General features: G+C 44.1%; 25 protein-coding genes and 1 tRNA gene. 15 read left to right on the top strand and 11 right to left on the bottom strand.

Annotation, left to right across the window (positions count from 1 at the left end):
- Nucleotides 1-7: 7 nt before the first annotated feature.
- The 5 genes from holA to GQ61_RS05575 form a co-directional block, all read right to left on the bottom strand.
- Nucleotides 8-997, bottom strand: coding sequence for a DNA polymerase III subunit delta (gene holA / locus GQ61_RS05595; RefSeq protein ID WP_085784375.1), 990 nt, complete (start codon nucleotides 995-997; stop codon nucleotides 8-10).
- A gap of 6 nt (nucleotides 998-1003) precedes the next feature.
- Nucleotides 1004-1447 carry an LPS assembly lipoprotein LptE gene (lptE, locus tag GQ61_RS05590; RefSeq protein ID WP_157111153.1) on the bottom strand — a complete coding sequence of 148 codons (444 nt, stop codon included), beginning with the start codon at nucleotides 1445-1447 and terminating at the stop codon, nucleotides 1004-1006.
- Between the two features lie 46 nt (nucleotides 1448-1493).
- Nucleotides 1494-4064 carry a leucine--tRNA ligase gene (gene leuS / locus GQ61_RS05585; RefSeq protein ID WP_085784373.1) on the bottom strand — a complete coding sequence of 857 codons (2571 nt, stop codon included), beginning with the start codon at nucleotides 4062-4064 and terminating at the stop codon, nucleotides 1494-1496.
- Nucleotides 4065-4073: 9 nt separating this feature from the next.
- On the bottom strand, nucleotides 4074-4583 hold the full coding sequence (locus tag GQ61_RS05580; RefSeq protein ID WP_085784372.1) for a DUF3576 domain-containing protein: 510 nt from the start codon (nucleotides 4581-4583) through the stop codon (nucleotides 4074-4076).
- A gap of 331 nt (nucleotides 4584-4914) precedes the next feature.
- Nucleotides 4915-6273, bottom strand: coding sequence for a porin (locus tag GQ61_RS05575; RefSeq protein ID WP_198157287.1), 1359 nt, complete (start codon nucleotides 6271-6273; stop codon nucleotides 4915-4917).
- A 255-nt stretch (nucleotides 6274-6528) separates the two neighbouring features.
- Here GQ61_RS05575 and GQ61_RS05570 point away from each other — a divergent pair, with 255 nt between their 5' ends.
- From GQ61_RS05570 to GQ61_RS05555, 4 genes are all read left to right on the top strand, one after another.
- On the top strand, nucleotides 6529-7281 hold the full coding sequence (locus GQ61_RS05570; protein ID WP_085784370.1) for a gamma-glutamyl-gamma-aminobutyrate hydrolase family protein: 753 nt from the start codon (nucleotides 6529-6531) through the stop codon (nucleotides 7279-7281).
- The gene (locus GQ61_RS05565; RefSeq protein ID WP_085784369.1) at nucleotides 7278-8018 is read left to right on the top strand and encodes a pseudouridine synthase; all 741 of its coding nucleotides are present in this window, start codon (nucleotides 7278-7280) and stop codon (nucleotides 8016-8018) included. Before GQ61_RS05570 ends, GQ61_RS05565 begins: the two co-directional genes overlap by 4 nt.
- Nucleotides 8015-8596 (top strand): 16S rRNA (guanine(966)-N(2))-methyltransferase RsmD, encoded by a 582-nt coding sequence (gene rsmD / locus GQ61_RS05560; RefSeq protein ID WP_085784368.1) that lies wholly within the window; start codon nucleotides 8015-8017, stop codon nucleotides 8594-8596. Before GQ61_RS05565 ends, rsmD begins: the two co-directional genes overlap by 4 nt.
- A gap of 160 nt (nucleotides 8597-8756) precedes the next feature.
- Nucleotides 8757-9263: a CarD family transcriptional regulator gene (locus GQ61_RS05555; protein ID WP_085784367.1), complete on the top strand. Its 507-nt coding sequence runs from the start codon at nucleotides 8757-8759 to the stop codon at nucleotides 9261-9263.
- 4 nt (nucleotides 9264-9267) lie between these two features.
- Here the strand turns inward: GQ61_RS05555 and GQ61_RS05550 are convergent, their stop codons facing one another.
- Both GQ61_RS05550 and GQ61_RS05545 read right to left on the bottom strand, forming a co-directional pair.
- Entirely contained in the window at nucleotides 9268-9531 is a 264-nt protein-coding gene (locus tag GQ61_RS05550; protein WP_085784366.1) for an usg protein, read from the bottom strand.
- A 169-nt stretch (nucleotides 9532-9700) separates the two neighbouring features.
- Nucleotides 9701-10147 (bottom strand): hypothetical protein, encoded by a 447-nt coding sequence (locus GQ61_RS05545; RefSeq protein WP_085784365.1) that lies wholly within the window; start codon nucleotides 10145-10147, stop codon nucleotides 9701-9703.
- Nucleotides 10148-10279: 132 nt separating this feature from the next.
- On the opposite strand from GQ61_RS05545, the gene GQ61_RS05540 reads away from it, so the two are divergent.
- From GQ61_RS05540 to GQ61_RS05505, 8 genes are all read left to right on the top strand, one after another.
- Nucleotides 10280-10654: a DUF4870 domain-containing protein gene (locus tag GQ61_RS05540; RefSeq protein WP_085784364.1), complete on the top strand. Its 375-nt coding sequence runs from the start codon at nucleotides 10280-10282 to the stop codon at nucleotides 10652-10654.
- A gap of 60 nt (nucleotides 10655-10714) precedes the next feature.
- Nucleotides 10715-10790, top strand: a tRNA-Thr gene (locus GQ61_RS05535).
- A gap of 153 nt (nucleotides 10791-10943) precedes the next feature.
- On the top strand, nucleotides 10944-11609 hold the full coding sequence (locus GQ61_RS05530; protein ID WP_085784363.1) for an Abi family protein: 666 nt from the start codon (nucleotides 10944-10946) through the stop codon (nucleotides 11607-11609).
- A 185-nt stretch (nucleotides 11610-11794) separates the two neighbouring features.
- Complete coding sequence (locus GQ61_RS05525) at nucleotides 11795-12013, top strand: TA system antitoxin ParD family protein (RefSeq protein WP_085784362.1); 219 nt, start codon at nucleotides 11795-11797, stop codon at nucleotides 12011-12013.
- Nucleotides 12013-12291: a type II toxin-antitoxin system RelE/ParE family toxin gene (locus GQ61_RS09430; protein ID WP_085784361.1), complete on the top strand. Its 279-nt coding sequence runs from the start codon at nucleotides 12013-12015 to the stop codon at nucleotides 12289-12291. Before GQ61_RS05525 ends, GQ61_RS09430 begins: the two co-directional genes overlap by 1 nt.
- A gap of 273 nt (nucleotides 12292-12564) precedes the next feature.
- Entirely contained in the window at nucleotides 12565-12786 is a 222-nt protein-coding gene (locus tag GQ61_RS05515; RefSeq protein ID WP_085784360.1) for a hypothetical protein, read from the top strand.
- Nucleotides 12787-12906: 120 nt separating this feature from the next.
- Nucleotides 12907-13674 (top strand): type IV toxin-antitoxin system AbiEi family antitoxin domain-containing protein, encoded by a 768-nt coding sequence (locus tag GQ61_RS05510; RefSeq protein ID WP_085784359.1) that lies wholly within the window; start codon nucleotides 12907-12909, stop codon nucleotides 13672-13674.
- Complete coding sequence (locus GQ61_RS05505) at nucleotides 13674-14552, top strand: nucleotidyl transferase AbiEii/AbiGii toxin family protein (protein ID WP_085784358.1); 879 nt, start codon at nucleotides 13674-13676, stop codon at nucleotides 14550-14552. The genes GQ61_RS05510 and GQ61_RS05505 overlap by 1 nt, the downstream gene beginning before the upstream one ends.
- Before the next feature lie 132 nt (nucleotides 14553-14684).
- Here GQ61_RS05505 and GQ61_RS05500 read toward each other — a convergent pair whose 3' ends face one another.
- Complete coding sequence (locus GQ61_RS05500) at nucleotides 14685-15098, bottom strand: (deoxy)nucleoside triphosphate pyrophosphohydrolase (RefSeq protein ID WP_085784357.1); 414 nt, start codon at nucleotides 15096-15098, stop codon at nucleotides 14685-14687.
- A gap of 174 nt (nucleotides 15099-15272) precedes the next feature.
- Between GQ61_RS05500 and GQ61_RS05495 the strand changes: the two genes are divergently transcribed.
- Nucleotides 15273-15683: a lysozyme inhibitor LprI family protein gene (locus tag GQ61_RS05495; RefSeq protein WP_085784356.1), complete on the top strand. Its 411-nt coding sequence runs from the start codon at nucleotides 15273-15275 to the stop codon at nucleotides 15681-15683.
- Nucleotides 15684-15707: 24 nt separating this feature from the next.
- On the opposite strand, the gene GQ61_RS05490 is transcribed toward GQ61_RS05495, so the two are convergent.
- Complete coding sequence (locus GQ61_RS05490) at nucleotides 15708-16784, bottom strand: GNAT family N-acetyltransferase (RefSeq protein ID WP_085784355.1); 1077 nt, start codon at nucleotides 16782-16784, stop codon at nucleotides 15708-15710.
- A gap of 82 nt (nucleotides 16785-16866) precedes the next feature.
- Complete coding sequence (locus tag GQ61_RS05485) at nucleotides 16867-18156, bottom strand: GNAT family N-acetyltransferase (protein ID WP_085784354.1); 1290 nt, start codon at nucleotides 18154-18156, stop codon at nucleotides 16867-16869.
- A gap of 231 nt (nucleotides 18157-18387) precedes the next feature.
- Between GQ61_RS05485 and GQ61_RS05480 the strand changes: the two genes are divergently transcribed.
- Both GQ61_RS05480 and ald read left to right on the top strand, forming a co-directional pair.
- Entirely contained in the window at nucleotides 18388-18990 is a 603-nt protein-coding gene (locus GQ61_RS05480) for a hypothetical protein (protein ID WP_085784353.1), read from the top strand.
- A gap of 146 nt (nucleotides 18991-19136) precedes the next feature.
- The gene (gene ald, locus GQ61_RS05475) at nucleotides 19137-20333 is read left to right on the top strand and encodes an alanine dehydrogenase (protein WP_085784352.1); all 1197 of its coding nucleotides are present in this window, start codon (nucleotides 19137-19139) and stop codon (nucleotides 20331-20333) included.
- Nucleotides 20334-20655: 322 nt separating this feature from the next.
- Here ald and GQ61_RS05470 read toward each other — a convergent pair whose 3' ends face one another.
- Nucleotides 20656-21309: a GNAT family N-acetyltransferase gene (locus GQ61_RS05470; RefSeq protein ID WP_085784351.1), complete on the bottom strand. Its 654-nt coding sequence runs from the start codon at nucleotides 21307-21309 to the stop codon at nucleotides 20656-20658.
- Nucleotides 21310-21527 lie beyond the last annotated feature (218 nt).

Here is a 21527-nt window from a genome sequence, read left to right as displayed (position 1 = left end):
TTATATCTTAAGAATCCTTAAGATAGGCTATCCTTAATAGAATTTCCAGAAAATGTTCACGCATGTCTGTAAGTCCTGATTTTAAAGAGCGATCAAGGATCTCTAGTTGTCCCAAAACACTTTTAAGCCCCCCAACAGACCAAAGAGGGAGAACTGACTTCAGAATCTTAGCTTGATTACTATAAACCGGTTGAGACAGTGTCGTCAGCGCTTTATCAAGCGGCGTATGGTCGTTCAGAGAATGGCGTAGCTCAAAAAGATTTAAAAAGTACCGGAGCATGAGACGGTGAAGAGCAATGCTGTCTTGAACGTCCAGATTGTGGGGCATACGCTCGATGATACTTTTCGATTGACGGGTTAAGACCCCTTGGCATAACAGCTCAAAATTAGGTTTGAGGTCTGATATCAAAAGGCTTTCGATGTCTTCAAGCGTTAACGTTGAGGTGTTATGAGCATAAAGAGAAAGCTTCTCAAGGTTTTGATGAAATTGCTCCAGGTTCGTTTTCAAAAGGTCGATCAACACGGTAAAAACAGAGGGATCAAGAGTGATCGAATGTTTTGTTAAGAACAGACGCGCATATTGAGTGATTTCATCCTGGGCGGGAAGGTAACAGCCAAGGGCATAACAATGAGGCTGAGTTTCCAAAAATTGGGTTACTTTTGATTTAAAATTCAGACTTTGGCTGATCAACAAGAGAGACGTGTTTAATGTTTTCACTGTCTCTTGTAGGGTCCCTAAAGATTTTTCCGTCAGTTGATCAAATCGATACAGCTTTATATCGTTGGGCTCTCCGAAGAGGGACGGGCTCTCCAAAAAATTCAGGTCTTCGAAACTTTCAAGAACATCAACTTTCAGAGAACGATGAGTTTCTTTAAGAATTTTAAGAAGGGTTTGTTCGCGAAATGAAAGAAGACCTTGGTTAGAGCCATAAAGATAAAAAACAGCTGGAAGAGAGGGCGCTTTTTGTAACAGAGGTAAGAAGGTTTGAATCTTCACTACATCTTATCCTTGCTTCTCAATGAAATATCCTGCCAACTGAAGGGTGATCTCTTGAGCCAGCGCTTCAATAAGGCGTTCACGGGTGTTTTTCTCGGACACAACAGCGGGCAGAGACGCAAAATCAGCTTGGGACCCAATGGAGAACCCTGAAATCTCTTCAACAGTTCCCGCCGTGACGATTTTTTGAGTGTCCAGGCTCTTTAAACTATAATGAGCCACCATCGTAATTTGAGCGCGCCGAGAGGTGGCATCTTTACGAAAACTGATATCCGAACGAGTTTCAGTCACTCTGACATCAAGGGCATAAAGAGGATGCGCCGATGTATGACCATGGGGTGTAAAGTTTTGAGAGAGCTTGTTGCGGAGCATCTGCCCTGTTCGATCTGCGATAACGTTGATCTTAATCTTCGTCAGTTCTTCTGACGTCCCATGATGGGGGGCATACATAGGTTGGAAGCCACACCCGCTCAAAAGACCGATAAGGAAAAAGAATCTAACCAGAGACAACAATGTTTAAAACCTTTTTGGGAACCAGAATCATTTTCTTCACCTGCTTGCCGTCAAGTTGAGCTTTGACTCGGGGATCGTCGAGAGCCAACGCTTCAATCTCACTTTGGGGGTGATCTTCGGTGATCTCGAGGGTTGCTCGAAGTTTACCATTCACTTGGACAGCCAACGTAAAGCTATCCTCGTGGGCCAGAGCTTCATCGAAAACAGGCCAGGCTGTTTCTGTCAACATCACAGAATGACCCAACCGTTGCCATAGTTCTTCTGTAATATGAGGCGCTACGGGATTTAAAAGCTGGAGAAGACTTTCAAAGGCTTCTTTTAACACGGGCTTTTGAACACTCTCAAGGTTGAGGTCAAAGAGAATATTGCTTAACTCCCGCAAGCGAGCCACATAACGATTTAAGTGAAAAACGCGCAGATCCTTTGTCGCTGTTTTCAGGGTTTGGTGAACGGTTTTTCTCAAGGACAGTTCAGTATCGTTGAGGGTTGTGGGCATGGGGGCCTTTGTCTTGAGGTCGTCAAGAATAGACACGCCATAACGCCAAAGACGATTCAAATATTTCCACGCCCCTTGGGCTCCCGCATCGGTCCATTCAAAATCCCTCTCTGGAGGACTGTCAGAGATCATAAACAAACGTGCTGTATCGGCGCCAAAAGCGTCGATAAAGATTTGGGAATCAACAACGTTTTTCTTGGACTTACTCATTTTTTCAGAGCGTCCAGGACGGACAGGGCTGTGATCGCTGAGACGATAGGGTTTCCCCGCATCATCAAAACCGACTTCTTCTGGCAATAACCAATCGCCATTGTGCGCCCGATAGGTCATATGACAGACCATGCCTTGGGAAAGCAGGCGTTGGAAAGGCTCTTCAATATTCAGATACCCACACGCTTTTAAAGCGCGGGTGAAAAAACGTGCATAGAGAAGGTGGAGGACAGCATGTTCAATACCGCCAATGTATTGATCCACGGGCAGCCATGTATCGGCAACTTCCTTAACAAAGGGCGTTGGGGCCTGGGGGGAACAAAAGCGCGCGAAATACCATGAGGACTCAAAGAAAGTATCCAGCGTATCAGTTTCCCGTTGCGCCGCCTGACCACACGTCGGGCAGGAAACATTTTTCCATGTGGGATGGTGGGCGAGGGGATTGCCTGGCTTATCAAAGGTTACATCCGTTGGCAAAAGCACGGGCAGATCTTTTTCTGGCACAGGAACGACGCCACATACCCCGCAATGAATGATCGGGATGGGACATCCCCAATACCGTTGGCGGGAAACACCCCAATCCCTTAAGCGATAGGTGAGGGTGGCCACGCCTTTTTTAAGGTCTTCCAGCTTTTGAATAGCAAGGGGCAGAGCGTCAGCATTGGAAATCCCATTCATAAAATCCGAATGAAAGAGAATCCCGTCCCCTTCATAGGCTTGATCCTGTACCGCGAAGGTTTCATCAGCATCTTTGGGATGGAGAATCGCCTTGATAGGCAGATTGTATTTCTTCGCAAACTCAAAATCGCGCGCATCGTGGGCAGGACAGGCAAATACCGCTCCGGTTCCATACTCCATCAGCACAAAGTTGGCCACATAAAGGGGCAATGTCCACGTTGGATCAAAGGGATGGACGACCTTAAGGCCCGTATCAAGACCGCGCTTTTCCATCTTTTCGATGGCTTCTAAACTGGTTCCCGCCCTATTGCAGTCTATAATAAAGTCTGCGAGGGCTTGATTGGTCTTGGACAATTCTTCGGCTAAGGGATGGTTGGGGGACAGGGCACAAAAGCTTGCGCCAAAAAGTGTTTCAGGGCGCGTGGTGAAAATCTTAAGCGCGTCTGAGCGGCCCTCGATGACAAACTCAACGGTTGCCCCATAGGACTTTCCGATCCAATTGCGCTGCATGGTGATTACTTTTTCAGGCCACTGTGTGAGCGTATCCAAGCCTTTTAAGAGGTCTTCCGCAAAGTCCGTAATTTTCAGATACCATTGTTGAAGCTTGCGCTTTTCAATGGGGGCGCCGGAACGCCATCCTTTCCCATCGATGACTTGTTCATTGGCCAACACAGTGTGCTCGACAGGGTCCCAGTTCACAAAGCTTTCTTTGCGGTACACAAAATTATGTGTGTAGAAATCTAAAAAGATCTTTTGTTCATGGGCATAGTAATTGGCATCACAGCTACAGATTTCCCGGCTCCAGTCATAGGAAAGCCCCATGGCTTGGAGTTGTTGCTTCATAATGGCGATGTTTTCATGGGTCCATTCAGCGGGAGGACGCTTGTTTTGGATCGCTGCATTTTCAGCGGGCAATCCAAAGGCGTCCCATCCCATGGGATGCAGGACGTGAAAGCCCTCGGCTTTTTTAAACCGAGCAATGACATCCCCAATCGTGTAATTGCGGGCATGGCCCATGTGAATACGCCCAGAAGGATAAGGGAACATTTCCAAGACATAATACTTCGGCTTTGTGGGGTGGTCGTCGGCCTTAAACGATTGTTGATCGTGCCATACGGTTTGCCATTTTTGCTCGTTTTCCTTGGGATTATACCGATCGTCGAGGGCCATCACCAATCCTTACATATTCATCTTAATTTGACGGGCCCGGGTCAAGATAGCGTCTTCAATATCCGTTGCCCGTTGCGTATCGATCGTCATATCGATCCATTGGTTCCCTTGGAGATCTTGTTTAAAGATGGAGACTTTTACGCCATCGGCTCTCAATTGGCGGTCCAAAATGCGAATATCAATTTTGAAGCGTTCATTGGGGGTGGCGGGCGGTGAATACCACTCCGTTAAAATAACTCCGCCAAAAGGATCGGCGGATTTCAAGGGCATAAAGCTGATGGTATCAAGGGCCGCGCGCCAGAGATAGCTGTTAACGCCTATGCCACTGGTGGGCTCTTCTTCGTGGGCTTTAGGACCAATGGCAAACGTATCATCTCCGAACAACTTCCCTATGTCTTTATAGCGTTGCTCGCGGCGACCGGGAATGTCCTCGTCGTTTTTAATAGCGTCACTGGCACACCCGCCTAAAAGGGCGATGGCGATGAAGGATGATCCGAGAATATACGTAACTTTAGCCATAATCCTTGTCCTCTTTATCGTGAAGTGAATGAACAAGGTATGGAGCCTTTCCGCTTTAAGGTCAAGGGGGTAGCGTTTAACATCTGCTATAATTTTGTATTTTTTGTGAGGGGGAAAAGTAAAACGTTGGACTGCCGCGGCCAGAGGTCTCGCAGTAACTCCCTCTCAATCGTCATCACGAGCGCAGCGATGTGATCCATCACAATAAATAAGGTGGATCGCCACGACTCTCAAGAGGAGTCTCGCGATGACCAAGCAGGAATGTCATTATAGACAATAAAAAAGGGGAGGCCGAAGCCTCCCCCAAGTTCATGATCAGTATTGTTATTGATTAGAACTTTACGCGCATACCGAGTACACCAACATGGCCACGGTTGTTGTCAACGAAGTTAGGCTCGCTGGCACTTCCAGAGCTGCTTACAGCCCACCATTCACGGGCACCAGCATAGTTTGCGTTATTCATTTGATTGTTTGTATCATACTTGAAGTATGTACCTTCAGCAAAGAAGACCAAACCAGGCGCGAGCTTACGTTCAGCAGCCAAGGAGAAGACGTTGGCTTTTGCACGGCCGAGGTTAACAGACGCTGGTACCGCAGCATTTTTACCGAGTCGACGGGTTGTATGGCTATAAGAGGCAGAAATCTTATCTGGGCCGATGTTATAGGCCAATCCAAAGTTATAGATGCGACCGGCATCGTTATCACTGAGACCAATCAACTCTTGGCTCTTCATGTTATCGATGAATTCAAAGCCACCTTCGAAATTGCCATACCCCAAAACGAACCCCAAAAGGTATGCTTTTGTTTTTTGACGGTTTGCAGTTCCTGAAGCTCCAACAACTTGCGGTGCTAAAAAGTTGTTACCAATTGGAGCGAGTCTTCCACGGTTTTGTTGAGTGCTTCCTGCCCAGAGGCCGATAGCGCTAGCGGCGAGATCTATACCACAATTGAATTTATGTTTAAAATTTAACCCAGCCGCAATGTGATTTTTGTCGAAAGGAATCGCATTAGCGCCGTCATGAGTATTTGTGAGGGTAAATAAGCGCCTTTCACCAAAATGACGGGAGTTTGGGGTAAAGCTGAATCCAGCTTGAAACCCATAGATTCTGGGTGTGTAGTAGTTGATTTTTGTAGAATCAAGGGAACGACCCAAAGGTTGCGCCTTCACAACAACGCCCGTGGTTCTGTTTACAACGTGGGTATAGTTACCATCGGTTCCGCCGGTTCCGCCCATCACATCTTGAAGAGGACCAACAGACATGGTGTATTCAATACCCCGGGTATTACCGGCTGTCATGGTTCCCCATTCGCCCTTTAAGTGAACGCGGGCTTCATCAATGGTTTGAGTTTCATTTTTATCCCCATTGAGACCAATGAGCATTCCATAATCCATTTCCCCATAGCCTTGGGTCTTGCCGTCCACAGCGATATTGAAGCGGGTGTCGGCAAATTCAAAGTGTGTGCCTTGACCTTTACCAGGAGCCTGAAGAGCTCCAACTGCTGGGTCAATGTCCCTTTGTTTTTGCTTGAAGAACATCATATGGAAGTTACCTTCCCCTGAGAACGTCAAACTTGGGGTTGTATCTCTGCGATTTGCCCCAAATTTCTCTTGGGCTACCGCCATAACAGGGCTTGCTAATGTCACCATTCCCAAAGCCACTGCTGTTGTACCGAGTAAAAACTTTTTCATCCTTTTTTCTCCTAAAAATCTTGACGGTGCCTTATCTGTTTTCGGTAAATCCATTAATAAGACGCACACGTCCAAAACATCTATTACCACGTGCCCATGAAACGCGTTTTAAGGAGTGAAAGCAATCTTGAGGGGGGATTTTTAGTTTTTTTGAAAACGTGTGTGTCGTAATCGCAACATTTTTTCCTAAACTTTAATCAATTTTAACGCAATGACCCATTGCAATCAAGCCTTGCATAGCGTAAGAAAACGATTATGACGACGAAAATTCAGAAGCCTTTGATCGGCATCACTCTCGATTATCGCCAAAGTGGCGATTATTCCGCGTATCCCTGGTTTGCCCTTTCCCATCGTTATGTCTGTGCCGTAGAAGAAGCGGGAGGCATTCCCCTCTTGTTAGCGCCGACGCCCGCGACTTTAGAAGCGGTCGATCACCTTCACGGGATTATTTTTACGGGCGGGGATTTTGACATTGATCCGGCCCGGTACGGTGTGTCCATGTGTCATCCCAAGGTTAAAATCAACGCCCACCGCACGAACTCGGAGATGGCTCTCTTTGAAAAGGTCTTTGCCAAAAAAATCCCAATCCTCGGGATTTGTGGTGGCCATCAACTTATGAATGTGGCGTTGGGGGGAAGCCTCAATCAGCATATTGAAGACGATATCGCCAATTCCCTCGTTCATGAGAGCAATACGGCCCATCCAAAGGGGGCCCAGCGTCATGAGCCGTCCCATACAATAAAAATCGCACCGGACTCAACACTGTTTAATATTCTCCAAGTCACAGAAACAGCGGTCAATAGTTCCCACCATCAATGTATTAAAGAATTGGGAAAGGGAATTATCGCAACGGCTTGGGCCGAGGATGGTATTATTGAGGCCATCGAAGTTGTGGATCATCCTTTTTGTTTAGGGGTTCAGTGGCATCCTGAATATCATGTCAGCCCTCAAGACCCTCAAATTTTTAAAGCCTTTTTAAAGGCGACACAGGGTATACACGGGGCATGAGCGACCCACACCGTCATCGCCTAGCCAAAGTTATTGCCCAGCGGGGCGTTTGTTCAAGGCGTGAAGCAGAACGATGGATTGTTGAGGGACGCGTTCATGTGAACGGGGTGCGTGTTGAAACGCCCGCCACCCTCGTTTCTGAAACAGATATAATTCTCATTGATCAAAAACCCTTACGATCAAAGCCGGTGATTCGACTCTGGCTTTATCACAAACCATGCGGCTTGATTACGACCCACCGGGATCCCCAAGGACGGCCCACGGTTTTTGATCAACTGAAATCTTTAGGCCCTCATATTCTCTCTGTTGGGCGTCTGGACTTGAATTCCGAAGGGTTGCTGCTGTTAACCAACCATGGTCCCTTAGCCCGTCTTTTGGAACATCCGTCGACGGGCCTTAAAAGAACCTATCGCGTCCGGGTTCAAGGGACTCTCAATGAGCAAAAACTGAACAGACTGAGGAAAGGGATGGTCGTTGAGGGCATTCACTATGCTCCTGCCGAGGTAGTGCTGGATTCAACGCCAGGATCTTCGAACGTCTGGGTAAAGATGACGTTGACGGAAGGTAAAAATCGAGAAATTCGGCGTCTGATGGAAGCCATTGATTGTCAAGTGAATCGACTCATTCGTTTGTCCTATGGTCCTTTTAATCTAGGAGCTCTCCCCTTGAACGGCGTTAAAGAGGTCGCGGAAAAGGATTTCCAAAAATTCCTCTCAAAACGAGAAGACGACGCATGAGAATCATTTCAGGCTTATACAAAGGGCGCCGTCTTAAAGTACCGCCCGCCTCAAAAACGCGGCCGACCCAAGATCGGGTGCGGGAAGCGTTGTTTAGTATTTTAAGTTCCCATTATCAAAGTCAGGGGGATTGCTTTGACGATAAAGTCGTGTTGGATGCTTTTGCGGGGTCAGGGGCTTTGGGGTTAGAGGCTTTATCCAGGGGCGCGGCCCAGAGCTTTTTCTTTGAAAAAAACAAGCCTGTTTACACAATACTGCTTGAAAACATCCACCACCTGAAGGTGGAAAAACAGTGTCAGACTTACCTGTGTGATGCTTTGCGTCTGCCTAAGGCCCCTCAAAAAATGGATCTGGTTTTTCTTGATCCTCCCTATGGTCACGGATTGGTTTTAAAAACCATCGAGGCCCTCATCGCGAAAAAGTGGATGGATAAAGGATCTTTAATAGTCATCGAAGTTTCAGCCCATGAAGATCTAGCGCTACCCCCTTCTTTTGAAGTTTTTGCCGATAGGGCTTATGGAAGTACTCGGATAATCCTCGCTTGTTTAAAAGAATTTTGCCTAAAGGTTCAAGAATAAGGAAAGAAATGAGAAATTACGTCTAAATACTCCTTTGGTGCATTTCATCAACACAAGACAAGCAAAAGAACAAAAATAAAACTCTCTACTTGACAGCGGGTAAGTTTTTGTATTATCTACTTCTATCTCTCTGGTATAACTAATAAACGGATTTAAAGCGATGGCCAAGGAATATGACTTCTCAAGTGGCGATCTTGTAGTTTACCCCGCCCATGGTGTGGGACGTGTACTCGCCATTGAAACCCAAAAGGTTGCTGGATGTGAACTCAAGGTTTTTGTGATTTCTTTCGAACGGGATCGCATGACATTACGTTTGCCCATGGCAAAAGCGACAGCGTCAGGTTTACGAGCCTTGAGCACAAAGAAAGAAATTTCCACAGCTTTTAGCACGTTGAAAAAGACGGCCCGCTCTAAAAAAGGGCTTTGGTCCCGTCGCGCTCAAGAATACGAATTGAAAATCAATTCAGGCAAGTTGACCTCCATCGCAGAAGTGATTCGCGATTTGTATCGTGGGGTGAACCAGGCCGAGCAATCCTTTAGCGAACGCCAAATCTATCAAGCCGCTATTGAACGCCTCACCGCCGAAGTGGCCGCTGTTGAAGCGGTTGATAAGGAAAAGGTGATCGAGCGTATCCACGATAGCTTAGGCTCTGTGGTTGCGGCTTAACGATTTAGTGAATTTTCCACTCGGAAGCAAAATACGCGCATTCCGCTGGGCTTAAAAGCGGTTTTGAGCTTATCATCACGGAATGCATTTTGCCTTCTAAACTGCTCTCCCAAAAATGCAGAAACTTTTTTAGCACGGGATATTTCGGCGCCAAGTCATAATCTTGCCATATATAGCTTTGCAAAAGTTCTGGATAATCGGGAAGATGATAAACAATTTCTGCGGTTGTTAACTGATAACCCTGCAACATAAGGGAGATATCGCCCATGGCCTTTCTCCTTCTTTCATGCCCTTGTCACTTTTTCAGTTTAGGAAAGAAAGTTAAAAAAAGTACTAAGAGGACAGGTGTTTAAGAAAAAAATGCGAAGGAAGTCTCCGTTCTTGTTGGCCACGCCTATAAGTGATGAACCTCTTGTGCGTGGGCGGCCCCGTGTCTCTTAGCTCGGCTGAAGAAGAATCTCGACGGACTGGGTCATAATTTGTCCAAAGCGGGGATTGTGAAAGGTGTAGTTCACAGTGATTTGCAAATGCCCGTTGTCCAAAAGGGTGATGGCATCGGGCGGGATATCCCACGTCCCCGTGTCGTCTATTTTTGTAAAACAATCGGGACATTTAAAGGTTCGAAAGAAGCGATAGCGAATTCCGTCATGGATGATATAAGAAATTTGTTGTTTGACGAGGGCGCTTAAAGACTCAGCCGTAAGCGGCTTTATTATTTTCGCCGATTCTTCCAGGGTATCCGTGTCTTCTGTGGCGCTTCCACTTGAGCGGCTCTTGTGGGGTTTGGCATCGCCGTCATCTTTAGAACAGAATCCCCAACAGCACGAAGCAGAGGCCATATGGGGGATCAAAACAAAAACAACAAACAGTAAAACTTTCGCCATGGACAGCCTCCTTTAAGTTTGATTTCCCTAGAGTAATCCTTTAACGCTTCGAAATCATTCAAAAATATGTGAAAATTTTGAGAATACTCAAAAATAATGATATACTCCTCAAAATGACACAAGGTGGAATTCATGGCTAAAGCTTCAAAAAAGATCATACGGCCCGCGCCGAAGAATGAGGAGAAAATGTGGGCAACGTTTTGTCACTTAAGTGGCCTGGCGGGTTATCTCATCCCTTTTGGTCACCTTATTGCCCCTTTGATTATTTGGCTGATGAAGCGCCAGGACTCAGACCTTATCGATCGCAATGGTAAAGAGGCCCTGAATTTTCAGCTGTCCGTCACCCTGTATGGCGTGGTGGCCTCTATTCTTATTTTTGTGCTGGTAGGATTGGCGTTGCTCTTTGCCTTGGCGATTTTCCAAGCCGTGTGTGTTATTATCGCGTCTATCAAGACCAACGATGGGATCGCGTATCGCTATCCCCTCACCATTCGTTTTATTCAATAAATCCTCTCACGAGAGATTGATTTAGACCAGATCCTATGGTATGGACTACGGGATCTTATGGCCGGATTAGCTCAGCTGGTAGAGCAACTGATTTGTAATCAGTGGGTCGGCGGTTCGAATCCGTCATCCGGCACCAGTAAATAAGACCTTCTAGCAAACTTCTCAAAATTTCTAAAAATTAATTGTCATCAAATTGTCATCAAAGAACCGCTAACATGGGGAAAGAAAGTATCTCATTTTAGCTAGCAATTTAGAGATAACACATATATCTTTTTACTGTGGGGCACATATGAAAATGCCTCGGGCGCATGCTAAGCAGAGGCACTACCGAGGCTTATATATTAAATATAGTACCAAATTGGGTAATATGCAAGAGCAACGCAAAGACGATCATCAAACTCTAGAAAAGTTGTTTGAGGGCCTCTCTTATGAGCGTATGTCAACATATCTTCAGTTCAGCAATAATGACAAAGAAAAAGCCTTAAAATTATATATACATAACACCCGGATAAGTGAAAGCTTTTATACCTCGTTGCAAGGCTTGGAAGTTCTTTTAAGAAACTCGGTTCATAAAGCTGTTTCAAGAAAATATGGGGAGAGATGGCTTTTTAACACGAGATTTCCTTTTGAATACATCCAAAAGAAAACACTAGAAGATGCTTTGGCAAAAGCAAAAGTTGAATTGACCACATCAAAGCTCATTGCAGAATTAAATCTAGGCTTTTGGGTCTCTCTTTTCGGTAGGAAATATGAAGAAGTATGGCGACACAGCTTAAGGTCAATCTTCCGCCAGGAAGTTCTTACAAGGAAAGAGCTACACATAGAGCTTAGTAGAATAAGAGAGTTGAGAAACAGAATTGCGCATCATGAGCCCATTTTCAAAAGACAACTCGAAGAAGATCATACAGCCATCTTGAAAGTAATCCATATGATCTGCCCAATCACAGGAAAATAGGTGGAGGATAACTCTAGAGTTAAAGACACATTTGAAAACTTTAGGCTCTTTTGTTGAGGGGGATTTGAGAGGGGTTTGTCGGCGAAGAAGGTCGTCGCGCTGGAGGGTACTAAATGCTACTTTTTAAAACTTTTAGTTGCAAATAGTTAATATTAGTATTATAGTGTAACTATAAGGAGAATACCATGTCGACGCCCATAAAATTATCTGATGATCTTATAAAAGACGCTAAAGCTTATGCCGGTCCTTATCACCGTTCTGTCCCAAAGCAGATAGAATATTGGGCAATGATTGGTAAAATCGCTGAGCAAAACCCCGATTTAAATTATGAAATGATCAGTAAGATCCTTATAAGCTTAATGGAAGAAAAAGAAGGCCATGTTGAAGCCTATAAGTTTGATTAATGCAAATCTTTCAAACGCCCTCTTTTAAAAAAATAATCAAAAAACTTCATAAGAATCAGAAAAAGAGTCTTGATGAAGAGATCAAGAAATTAATGCAAACGCCCCTTATGGGTGAATTGAAAAAAGGAGACCTCGCAGGGGTCAGAGTTCATAAATTTTACCTCATCAGTACGTTAAGCTTACTTGCGTATACATATAACGACGAACACCAAACCCTCACGCTGCATTATCTCGGCAGCCATGAAAATTTCTACAGAGACTTAAAATCTAAGAGGTAAGGGGTGCTTTTTAAGAGTTAGGACCCTTTTGCCGAGGGGGGGTTGAGAGGCGCTTATTGGTGATGGGGGGAGACGGGAGAGAGTAAATCACGAAGTGATTATTTAAGCATCCCGCTTCCGATTTTTATGCTCAAAAAGCTTTTTCTACTGGATGGAGAGAAGGGCAAAAGTAAAAGATGAATAATTAAAGCGAAGCAGGCCATAAAATTTAAAAGCATTCAGTCGTTGTCAACTTTATTGTACGTTAAGCCATCTGCACAAAAGGTTTTATGTATGAAATATAAAGAATTTCCTGAAGATAACTTATTAAATGACACACATAAAACGTCTGATCTAAAAATATTTGAAGATTTGCTGGAAGAGCGCAAGAACGAAGCTTATCTTTTGACTAAACAATTTGCTGATCAAGCAATTAGTTATTTAAAGTATGGGAACTCTGGAGGTATAGCTGTAATATTAAGTTTTCTTGGAGCTTCTAACTGGGATTCGCATTAATACTCTCTGTTTTTAATGGTAAGCTTGAATGTTATTATTTCTCAATTTTGTATGTAATGTAATTGCAATGTATAACAATTTTTGTTATATTTTAAAATTATAATACATTTTGAGGTTGCAGTGACAGCAGAAGTTGTACAATCGATCGCTAAATCTGGGCTTAGAGTTTTTAATAGAGAGGATCTAACGAGAATTACAGAGCCTATGGGTCTTTCAAAGACGTATATGCTGCGAATGTTAAGTCTCATGACTCAAAATGGAAGCTTTATCTCTTATGGCAAAGGACTATATTCTTTGCCTACAGAGCTTCTCTCCGGAGGACCAATCCATACCTTTGAAATTGCTCTCAAGCTTGCTAAGAAAGGGTCTATCAGCCATAGATCTGCATTCTCATACCACGAATTAAGCGATCAGATATTCTCAACGGTTTACATTACAGTTCCTAAAGAAGCAGGCGCGAATCTCTCAGGCGTAAAAGAATATGTTCTTAGGGGAGATAAATATAATTTAATAAGGGTTTCTCCTCAAAATTATTGGGGAAATAAACAGGCCTTCTTAGGAGAAGCAAAAATTTCTGTGACGGATTTAGAAAAAACGTTAATTGATGGTCTGGCAAACCCGGCATATTGTGGTGGTTTCAGAGAAGTTCTCTTTGCCTTTGAGAAAGGATTAGAGAAAGCGTCTCCTCAGCTGCTTTTAGAATATGCCCAAAAAACATCCTTGGTCACGTGCAAACGTTTAGGATTTGTTTTAGACAAGATGAGAAAACATCTAGATGTACAGAAAAAAATTGAAGAACTCTCTATGCCTTACTATCAAAAACTTGATCAGACAGGTCTTCGAAAGGGTAAGATCAATAAGCGTTGGCATCTTATAGAGAATATATAATGAATTTGAAGTCCCGACTCCAAGCGCAAACTCAAAAACAGAATGTAAAATGGGAAATAATAGAACAAGATTATATCCTGTCGGGGGTTTTGGAAGGAATTTCAAGAGTTCCAGAGTTGAAAAACAATCTTGTTTTTAAAGGAGGAACGGCACTTAAGAAAGTCTATTTTGGGGATTATCGTTTTTCACAGGATTTAGATTTTAGTGGAAGAAATAATCTTAAAATCTTTACTGGACTTGATGGTTTGATCCAAAGCGCCTGTACTCAAGCTTCAGAAACAATACGATCTTCTGGTGAAAATGTTGAGCTGAAGAGTGAGCCATATCTTGAAAAGCGTCCTCATCCAGAGGGTCAGAAAGCTTATGTTATTCAAGCACGACTCCCCTGGCATAGAGACTTTCATACTAAAATATATGTTGAAATATCTTTTGAAGAAATCATTCTAATGCAACCTGAAGAACGACAGATTATCTATCCTTATGGTGAGTTAGATCAAGGCTCTATTTACGTTTACCCTCTTGAAGAGATCGTAGCAGAAAAGATCAGAGCACTCCTTCAGTTTGCTAAAAAACTTCATGAAAGAAGCTGGGGACGTTCAAGAGTAAGAGATTATTATGACATATGGAGAATTCTGAAATCTTATTCTGATAAACTTCACTTGAATATTCTTCCGGACCTTGTTCAAAAAAAGTGTGCTCATAAAGCAGTTTCTTTTGAAAAAATAGAAGATATTTTTCAAGAAAAACTCTTGTTGAATTTAGAACAGGAATGGCAACCATGGTTGGCAGATATTGTTAAGAATCTACCAAATAAAGGCATTGTTCTAAGTGATCTAAGAGAGATTCTGATTCCTATATTTAATAGCCAACAAAAATAGTTGATAAATCGAGAATAAAAGATATGAAACCCTCCTCATTTTATTCTTTATCTGACGCGCAGTATCCTTACCTCCCGCAATCTCCGCACGCAGAACCCCCTAAAAAAATGTTACGATCACTCAAAAGTCTCCCTAACCTTTAATGCCCTTTTGCAAAAGACGGATCAAGGCTAAATTCGCGTCCGTCGTGGGATAGGTGTGCAGATCGTTGGGGGCCACCCATTCAATGCTGGCTTGTCCTTCCAGCGCTTGGGGAGAGCCTTCCCAGTGCACACATTTATAAACCAAGAGGATGATTCGAAACTGAGGATAGGAATGGGATATGAACGTGAACGGCGTCAGATTTTCAGGGGTCACACGCACCCCAATTTCCTCTTTCAGTTCACGAACGAGGGCGTCTTCAGGGCTTTCGTCCTTTTCCAGTTTGCCGCCGGGAATTTCCCAGAGAAAGGGCATGGGTTTATTGGCCGGTCGTTGGGCCAAAAGAATGCGCCCTTGGTCATCGTGAAGAAGGGCTCCAGAAACAGTAATGATCGGCAACGCCATTGAAAAACCTTCTCTTTCGTTTCAGATATCTTGAGATATAAAGTATTGATGTCGTAAGTCAATGACGCAAGGAAAGCACCCAATAAATTTCTTATCCTTAAAACCCTCTCTCTTCTTTTCTGTTCTTCCGGTATCCTTTATCCTTACATCCTGACCCTATTGAGGACCAACGGTATGAAAAAAATAACCCTTTTGCTTTTCTTCTGTCTCTCTTGCTTAAGCCCGCATGCTTGGGCGCAAGAGACGCAACTGGACCTGACCATCGCCCACTGTGAGGCAGCTAAAAAAGCCGACCGCGACCTGAACGCCGTGTATCATCGCATTCTGGCGCTGTATGCCAAGAATAAACCTTTTCTCATCCATCTAAAAAAGGCGCAGCGGGCCTGGGTTCAGTTTAGGGACGCCCATCTTCTCTCAATTTACATCCCTGAAGCCGGGGGGTGGGGGTCCAGTGAAGGGATGTGCCGGTGTATAGAACTTCAAAAACTCACCGAACACCGAACGAAACAGCTGAAAGAATGGCTGACGTCTGAAGAAGGAGATATGTGCGGGGGTAGCAAAGGGCTGACGGACTTGACTCCGTAAGCGCGCCCCTCTGACATCCTAGACTTATTGAAAAGTATGTCCGTGCTGGGCCACAAAGGTTCTTTGAAAAACGCGCCCCCCAAAGAGTAAGACCAGGGGGCTTGTCTCAGGCGTGGGATTTTCCTGAAAGTTCACTTTCTGGGCGACTCTCATCATCGCTTCATTGGAGGTGTTTGTGAGAAAAGAAAAATAACGGGCCTGGGGAATAAGAGAGCTTCTTTCTTGATACAGGGCCATCACCATTAGGATGGCCTGGGTGCAATAGCCTTTGCATCGCATATCTTGATTAATCCAGACGGCCCCAATGCGGATGTCGCCTGAAGAGAGGGCGCGGGGCACGATAAACCCGATTTCGTCTTGCTCTTGTTCTCTAAAAATCTTAAACCCAAAGTCTTTGCGCGGGATTTCAAGGACGGGTTCAACGTCAATGCCTCCGACATAGTGAAAGAAAATACCCGGGTAAGAGGCATGTCGATAACAGGTGCCCTCGGTAAAAAGAGTTTCAGGCGTGGCTCCTTCGCTGGGGAAATTTTCAATCTCCTGCAAGGCGGTTCTCAAGGCTGATAAATTCATGAGGGGAGGATCTCTTTGCTCTGCCGTGGGAATTTCTGCGACCAAATGAATTTGCGAACGACTGGGGAGGAACTGTTGGCTTTCTGTAAACCCCGCGCGTTTAATCAGCTCGATTGTGGATTGATTCTCAGGCGTATCCGCATGGAATAAATACTGAATCTCAGGGAAGAGGTGTCTTTTCAACGCTTTAAAAGCGCCCAGCACGGTCCGAAACGCTTCGGTTATATGCTCGGGAGTGTGCATGGATACCCAAGACAAATCGATATAGCCTCGGACGACATTCGTTTCAGCGGTGATATACCCGAGCTGGCTTTTGTCCTGGAACGCGTGCACTTTAAAGCCTGGTTTCTTGCCTTCCCAGGGTGTTTGTATCGTACGAGACCACTGCAAAAAAATGGGGCTGTGGGCTTTCGTTCTTCTAAAAATTTGTCCTTCTTCAATCAGCGTCGTTAAATCTTGTGTTGCCATGGCAACAGGTGAAGAGACAAAAAACAGCCCTAAAATAATAAGCCATGAACGTAAGATCATCTTCCCTGACACTCCCCATAAATTTTTTATATCGAATGTGATAGCAAGGTCAGAAATGGCCTGTCAATTGACCCATTGCTTGTTACTCACCCTTATTTTTTTCTGTCTCTTGTTCCGGAATCACAGAAGAGGTTTCTTGAGGCTTCTCAATCTTGGGCAGCATTTCCCGAATCTTTTTGAGGTATCCTTGAAACTCCGTGAGTTTTTCAACGACCTCACTGGGGAGTGTTTCCAGAGGAGGGAGAGACTCTTCCTCTTCTGTCACGCAAGCGTTTACATCCTGTAAATGCGCTTGGGGGATGAGCGAGAAAAGGGTTGGGAATCGCCCCAAAGCCCGGATTAGAAAACCGCTCTCCGCCATAATATTTTCTTTGAAGTGCTCTTCTTTTTTACTGTCCATGAGGCGCTTGAAAGACAAGGTATAGAGCTCTTCTTCTGCACCTTGAGAATTGTCAACCGTTTCTCGCGAAAGGTAACGCTTAAAAAGCGGGCGAAGCGTTGGATCAAGCTGAAGATCGGGGGAAGGTAAAAATTCTTCCTGGGTCTGTTCCTGGAAAATGCGAGGATAGTAAATATCGACACGATCTCCATAGAGGCGTCCTATTTTTGCGTCGCACTTAAACACGAGGCATTTGAGCGACCCTTTGTTCGTTAAATGGATAAGGCCATGAACTCCGAGAAAGGCGGTGGTGTCTTTATCCTCTTCTCCTGTTGGGATCAATTTTAGAGTAGAAAAATGATGAAATAATGCCTGATACACTTCAGAAGCATAGCCTTTGCCTTGCGCCGTCTTATGAAATTTTACGTCTGTTCCTAAATAATGCGTTTTCATGTCTTCTTGGGCAGGATAAAACCCGATAAATTTTAATAATCCGACCAGCTCTTTTTCCAGGAAGGCTCCAAAATAGAGAATCCCCAGGGGTGTGTTTGTTCTAAAAGGATTGAGGTCAGACACGTCTATTTTTTGAAGCAGCTGAGAACCCTCCTTGATAATGGTAAGAGAATTATCAAGGGCATCCGGCTCTTCTGTGATGATATTGACAAAAGAAGCGTCCGATTGGTCTACGGCTTTTGCACTGTCATAATCTTCTGGGGTTAGAGGACGCACAGACAGATTTTTTGTTTTAAAACTGAGGGCGTCCATGAGGCAGGGGTGAGATGACTTCGCTTTTTGTTTCTTTAAAGGCCCCCCTTTCTCACTCACGGGAGTCTCATGTTTTTCCTCTTCCGCACGAGGCATCTCTGACGATTCTTTAGGGGCCTTACGTTTGAGACTTTTTTCCTCCTCTTTATGTTCAAAGGAGCCGTAAACGTTCACAGGTGTGCTTAAGGACAAGCATAAAAAAAGGAAGACGGATAAGAATTTATTCATGGGGTAAGTTTCTCTCTTTTGATCATGTGTTTATAATTTAGCTATACAGAGAAGACTCTCCAAAAAGCAATAAGATTATCGGGACAGAAGGAATGGCCCTTTGCTGCGGGGTACTTCTCAAGGACACCTCTTTTCCCTTTTCAAGAAAATCGCTATACTTGTGACTTGAAAATCGCGCAACAAAATAAGCCCCTATACCATGAAACGCGTATGGTTTTACAGGAGGACATCTTGAAACACACTTTAATACCTTTTGCCGTCTTGCTCTTAATGGTTGTTATGACTTTCCCCTGTTATGGATCAGATGACGGAGAGGTTGAGGAAGCCAAACGTTCTCAAGCGCTGGTTGTGAAGGATCCTCTACAGCGTGATCTTGCGGTGTCTTCCACGCCCTCCCGAGAGGGTCCACCAAAGTCTTTAAATTTAAAAGTCATCGAAACAATTGAAGAGAACTCACCGCTCTCTCAGCGCAATTATCTAAGAGGTCTTCTGATCAAATCTGCAGGTGTGGGCGCCGCCTTTTATACCCTGAAGCATGAGCCCGTTTTGGGTTTTTTAGGCGTGGCAGGCTATGTCTATAAAGGAGGTGTGTCTGCTTTTATTAAGATAGCGGGAGGCATGCTAGGGGGCGCCATCGGGAAAGATATAGGTATAGTGCTTTATGGGGACGAAGCTTTAGGAAATGCCCTCTCTGCCGTTGGCGCTGCGTGTGGGTACGGTTTGGCAACATTGTTTGTGGATATGACCACTTATGGATTTAAGCGTCTTCTGGGGACCCATAAGACGAAGACCGTCAAACGCCAAACGATCACGCTTGACGAGGGCGTGTCTTAACGCACGACGCTCTGCAAGCGGCAGAGAAGAAGAGCGTCACCAAGACCTTCTGACATATTCATATAATGTTAACGACTTCGCGATACCTTAAAGACGTAGGGCAAGCGTTACTAGGATGAAAGTCCTTCTCTCAAAAGGATCATTTGATGCGCATTGGTGTTCCAAAGGAAATCAAAAATCATGAATATCGTGTCGGATTAGTTCCCTCAAGTGTGCGTGAACTGCGTCATCATGGTCATGACATATTCATTGAAAAGGATACAGGTCTTGGCATCGGGGTGAGCAATGAAGACTATGAACGATCAGGCGCCATAATTCTGCCAGACGCTGCCTCCATTTTCGAGACGGCAGAAATGATTGTAAAGGTTAAAGAGCCACAACCCCAAGAATGTGCGCTTCTTCGAGAAGATCATATTCTTTTCGCTTATCTTCATCTCGCCCCTGATCCAGAACAAGCCAAGAATTTAATGCACGCGAAGTGCGTAGCGATAGCCTATGAAACCGTCACAGATAATACAGGCGGTCTTCCTCTTCTCTCTCCTATGAGCGAAGTTGCGGGCCGTATGTCAATTCATGTCGGAGCGACCGCCTTAGAGAAATTTAATGGTGGTTCAGGGGTTCTTTTGGGAGGTGTTCCAGGCGTAAAACCAAGTCATGTTCTCGTTCTAGGAGGAGGCGTTGTTGGCACTAATGCTGCACGCATGGCCATGGGTCTTGAAGCCCATGTCACGATTATTGATAAGTCTCTCACGCGTTTGCGCCAACTTGATACTCAGTTTGGATCATCTCTCGATACTATTTATGCAACCGTTGAAGCGATCGAATATTATTCTGAAAAAGCCGATCTTATTATCGGGGCCGTTCTGTTGCCAGGGGCTGCTGCTCCAAAACTTATCAGTAAAACCATGTTGAAAAAAATGCGTCCAGGATCCGTTATTGTTGATGTGGCTATTGATCAAGGAGGGTGCTTTGAAACAAGTCACCCAACCACCCATGACTCTCCAACCTATGTTGTCGATGATATCATTCATTATTGTGTTACAAATATGCCTGGTGCTGTGGCGCGTACATCTTCTTTTGCGTTTAATAATGCCACGCTTCCCTTTGTTGTTGCCCTCGCAGATAAAGGGTATAAAAAAGCGTTGCAAGAAGACCCTCATCTTCTCAATGGACTTAATGTTGCCCATGGACATATTACCCATGAAGCTGTTGCACGCGCTTTAGGAGAGGTGTCTATACACCTGCTTTTGAGGCTCTTTGAAAATTTAAGTTTTTTTCAGGAATCGCCATGGGATCGAGTTCTAAGTCTACAATCTGATAAGGGCATCCCATTTTTTTTCTAGATTTAAGACGTTTATTAAGAAGGGTCATCATTTTGTCAAAGCTTACCCTATAATCTTGAAAACCATAGCTTTTCGTTTTTCCTGTTGAGCCTATACGACCATAGTTTGCTTGCAAGAGCCAGAAACCAAAAAGGTCTTTAGAAAGATGCAGATTATATTCTCTAAAAATCTTCTTTTCAGGATGAATGGCGCGGAGCTTAAAATAAGAAACGGAGGACATACTTAATGTTTTCCTGACTTCTCTCGTACATTTCCAAGCTTTATATAAAACGCCATTTATTAACAAAATCTTAAAATTCAAAAAACCATGAATTAACGGATATTATTGAAACGCTGGGATAGATTTTTTAAATCCTATATAAGGCTTACCTTCGTAATCTGGGTGTTTATACCCATGAGATTCAAATCCTGTTTTTGTGTAAAAATCGATGGCTGGTTGATTCACTTCACGGGCTAACAAAACAATATCTTTAAATCCTTGTGCAGAAAATCTTTTTTCAATCACATCTATGATTCCTTTTCCGATTCCTTTCTTTTGATGGGATGGATGAACAGCCATTTGACGGATGTAAAGAGTTGTCGTCGCATTATTCTGATCAGGTTCAACTGTTGCAACACCAATGACAATTTTACTCTCTTGATCAAACGCTTGTAAGAGCCAAATTGGTGTTTTCTGAGCCTTGAAGTCTTGCTCTTCTTCCTTGAAGGTCGCCTCAAGCCACTCTTCTTTTGAATTAAAGGTCAGTTTAAGGGTCTCTTTTGAAAATGATTCATACGCTTTGGAAAATGACAGGAGAAAAACGCTCATTGCTTCAGAAACATCTTCTTCGATTTCAGTCCATTTAAAGTCAGCGGAATGTTTTTTTGAGGAAACTGAAGAGGATGGAGAATGAGAGATTTCTTCTTGAAAATCATAACTGGCATAAACAAGGTCACTCATACTAAAAAATAGTATTAGAAATGTTAGTAAGCGCATTGAAGAGTCCTTTCTTCGTCGGTGACCTAATTAATGAAGTATTAATGTGTTTATCAAATTATTGAAAGATTTTATAGCAAAAGAGATATATACCAAGCATTAATATTTCATCTTTCGCGCATTGAGAGATTAAGGCGTATGCCTTATTTTTCTCTGGTTCTTCTTAGGCATCGATTCGACCAAAACATCGTAAGAGTTCTCTCAGAAAGTTCTCAAAA

The sequence above is a fragment of the Candidatus Nucleicultrix amoebiphila FS5 genome (genome assembly GCF_002117145.1).
GTDB classification, from domain to species: Bacteria; Pseudomonadota; Alphaproteobacteria; order Caedimonadales; family Nucleicultricaceae; genus Nucleicultrix; species Nucleicultrix amoebiphila.
Note: the sequence above shows the minus strand (reverse complement) of the source record. Positions and strands in the feature narration are given on the sequence as shown.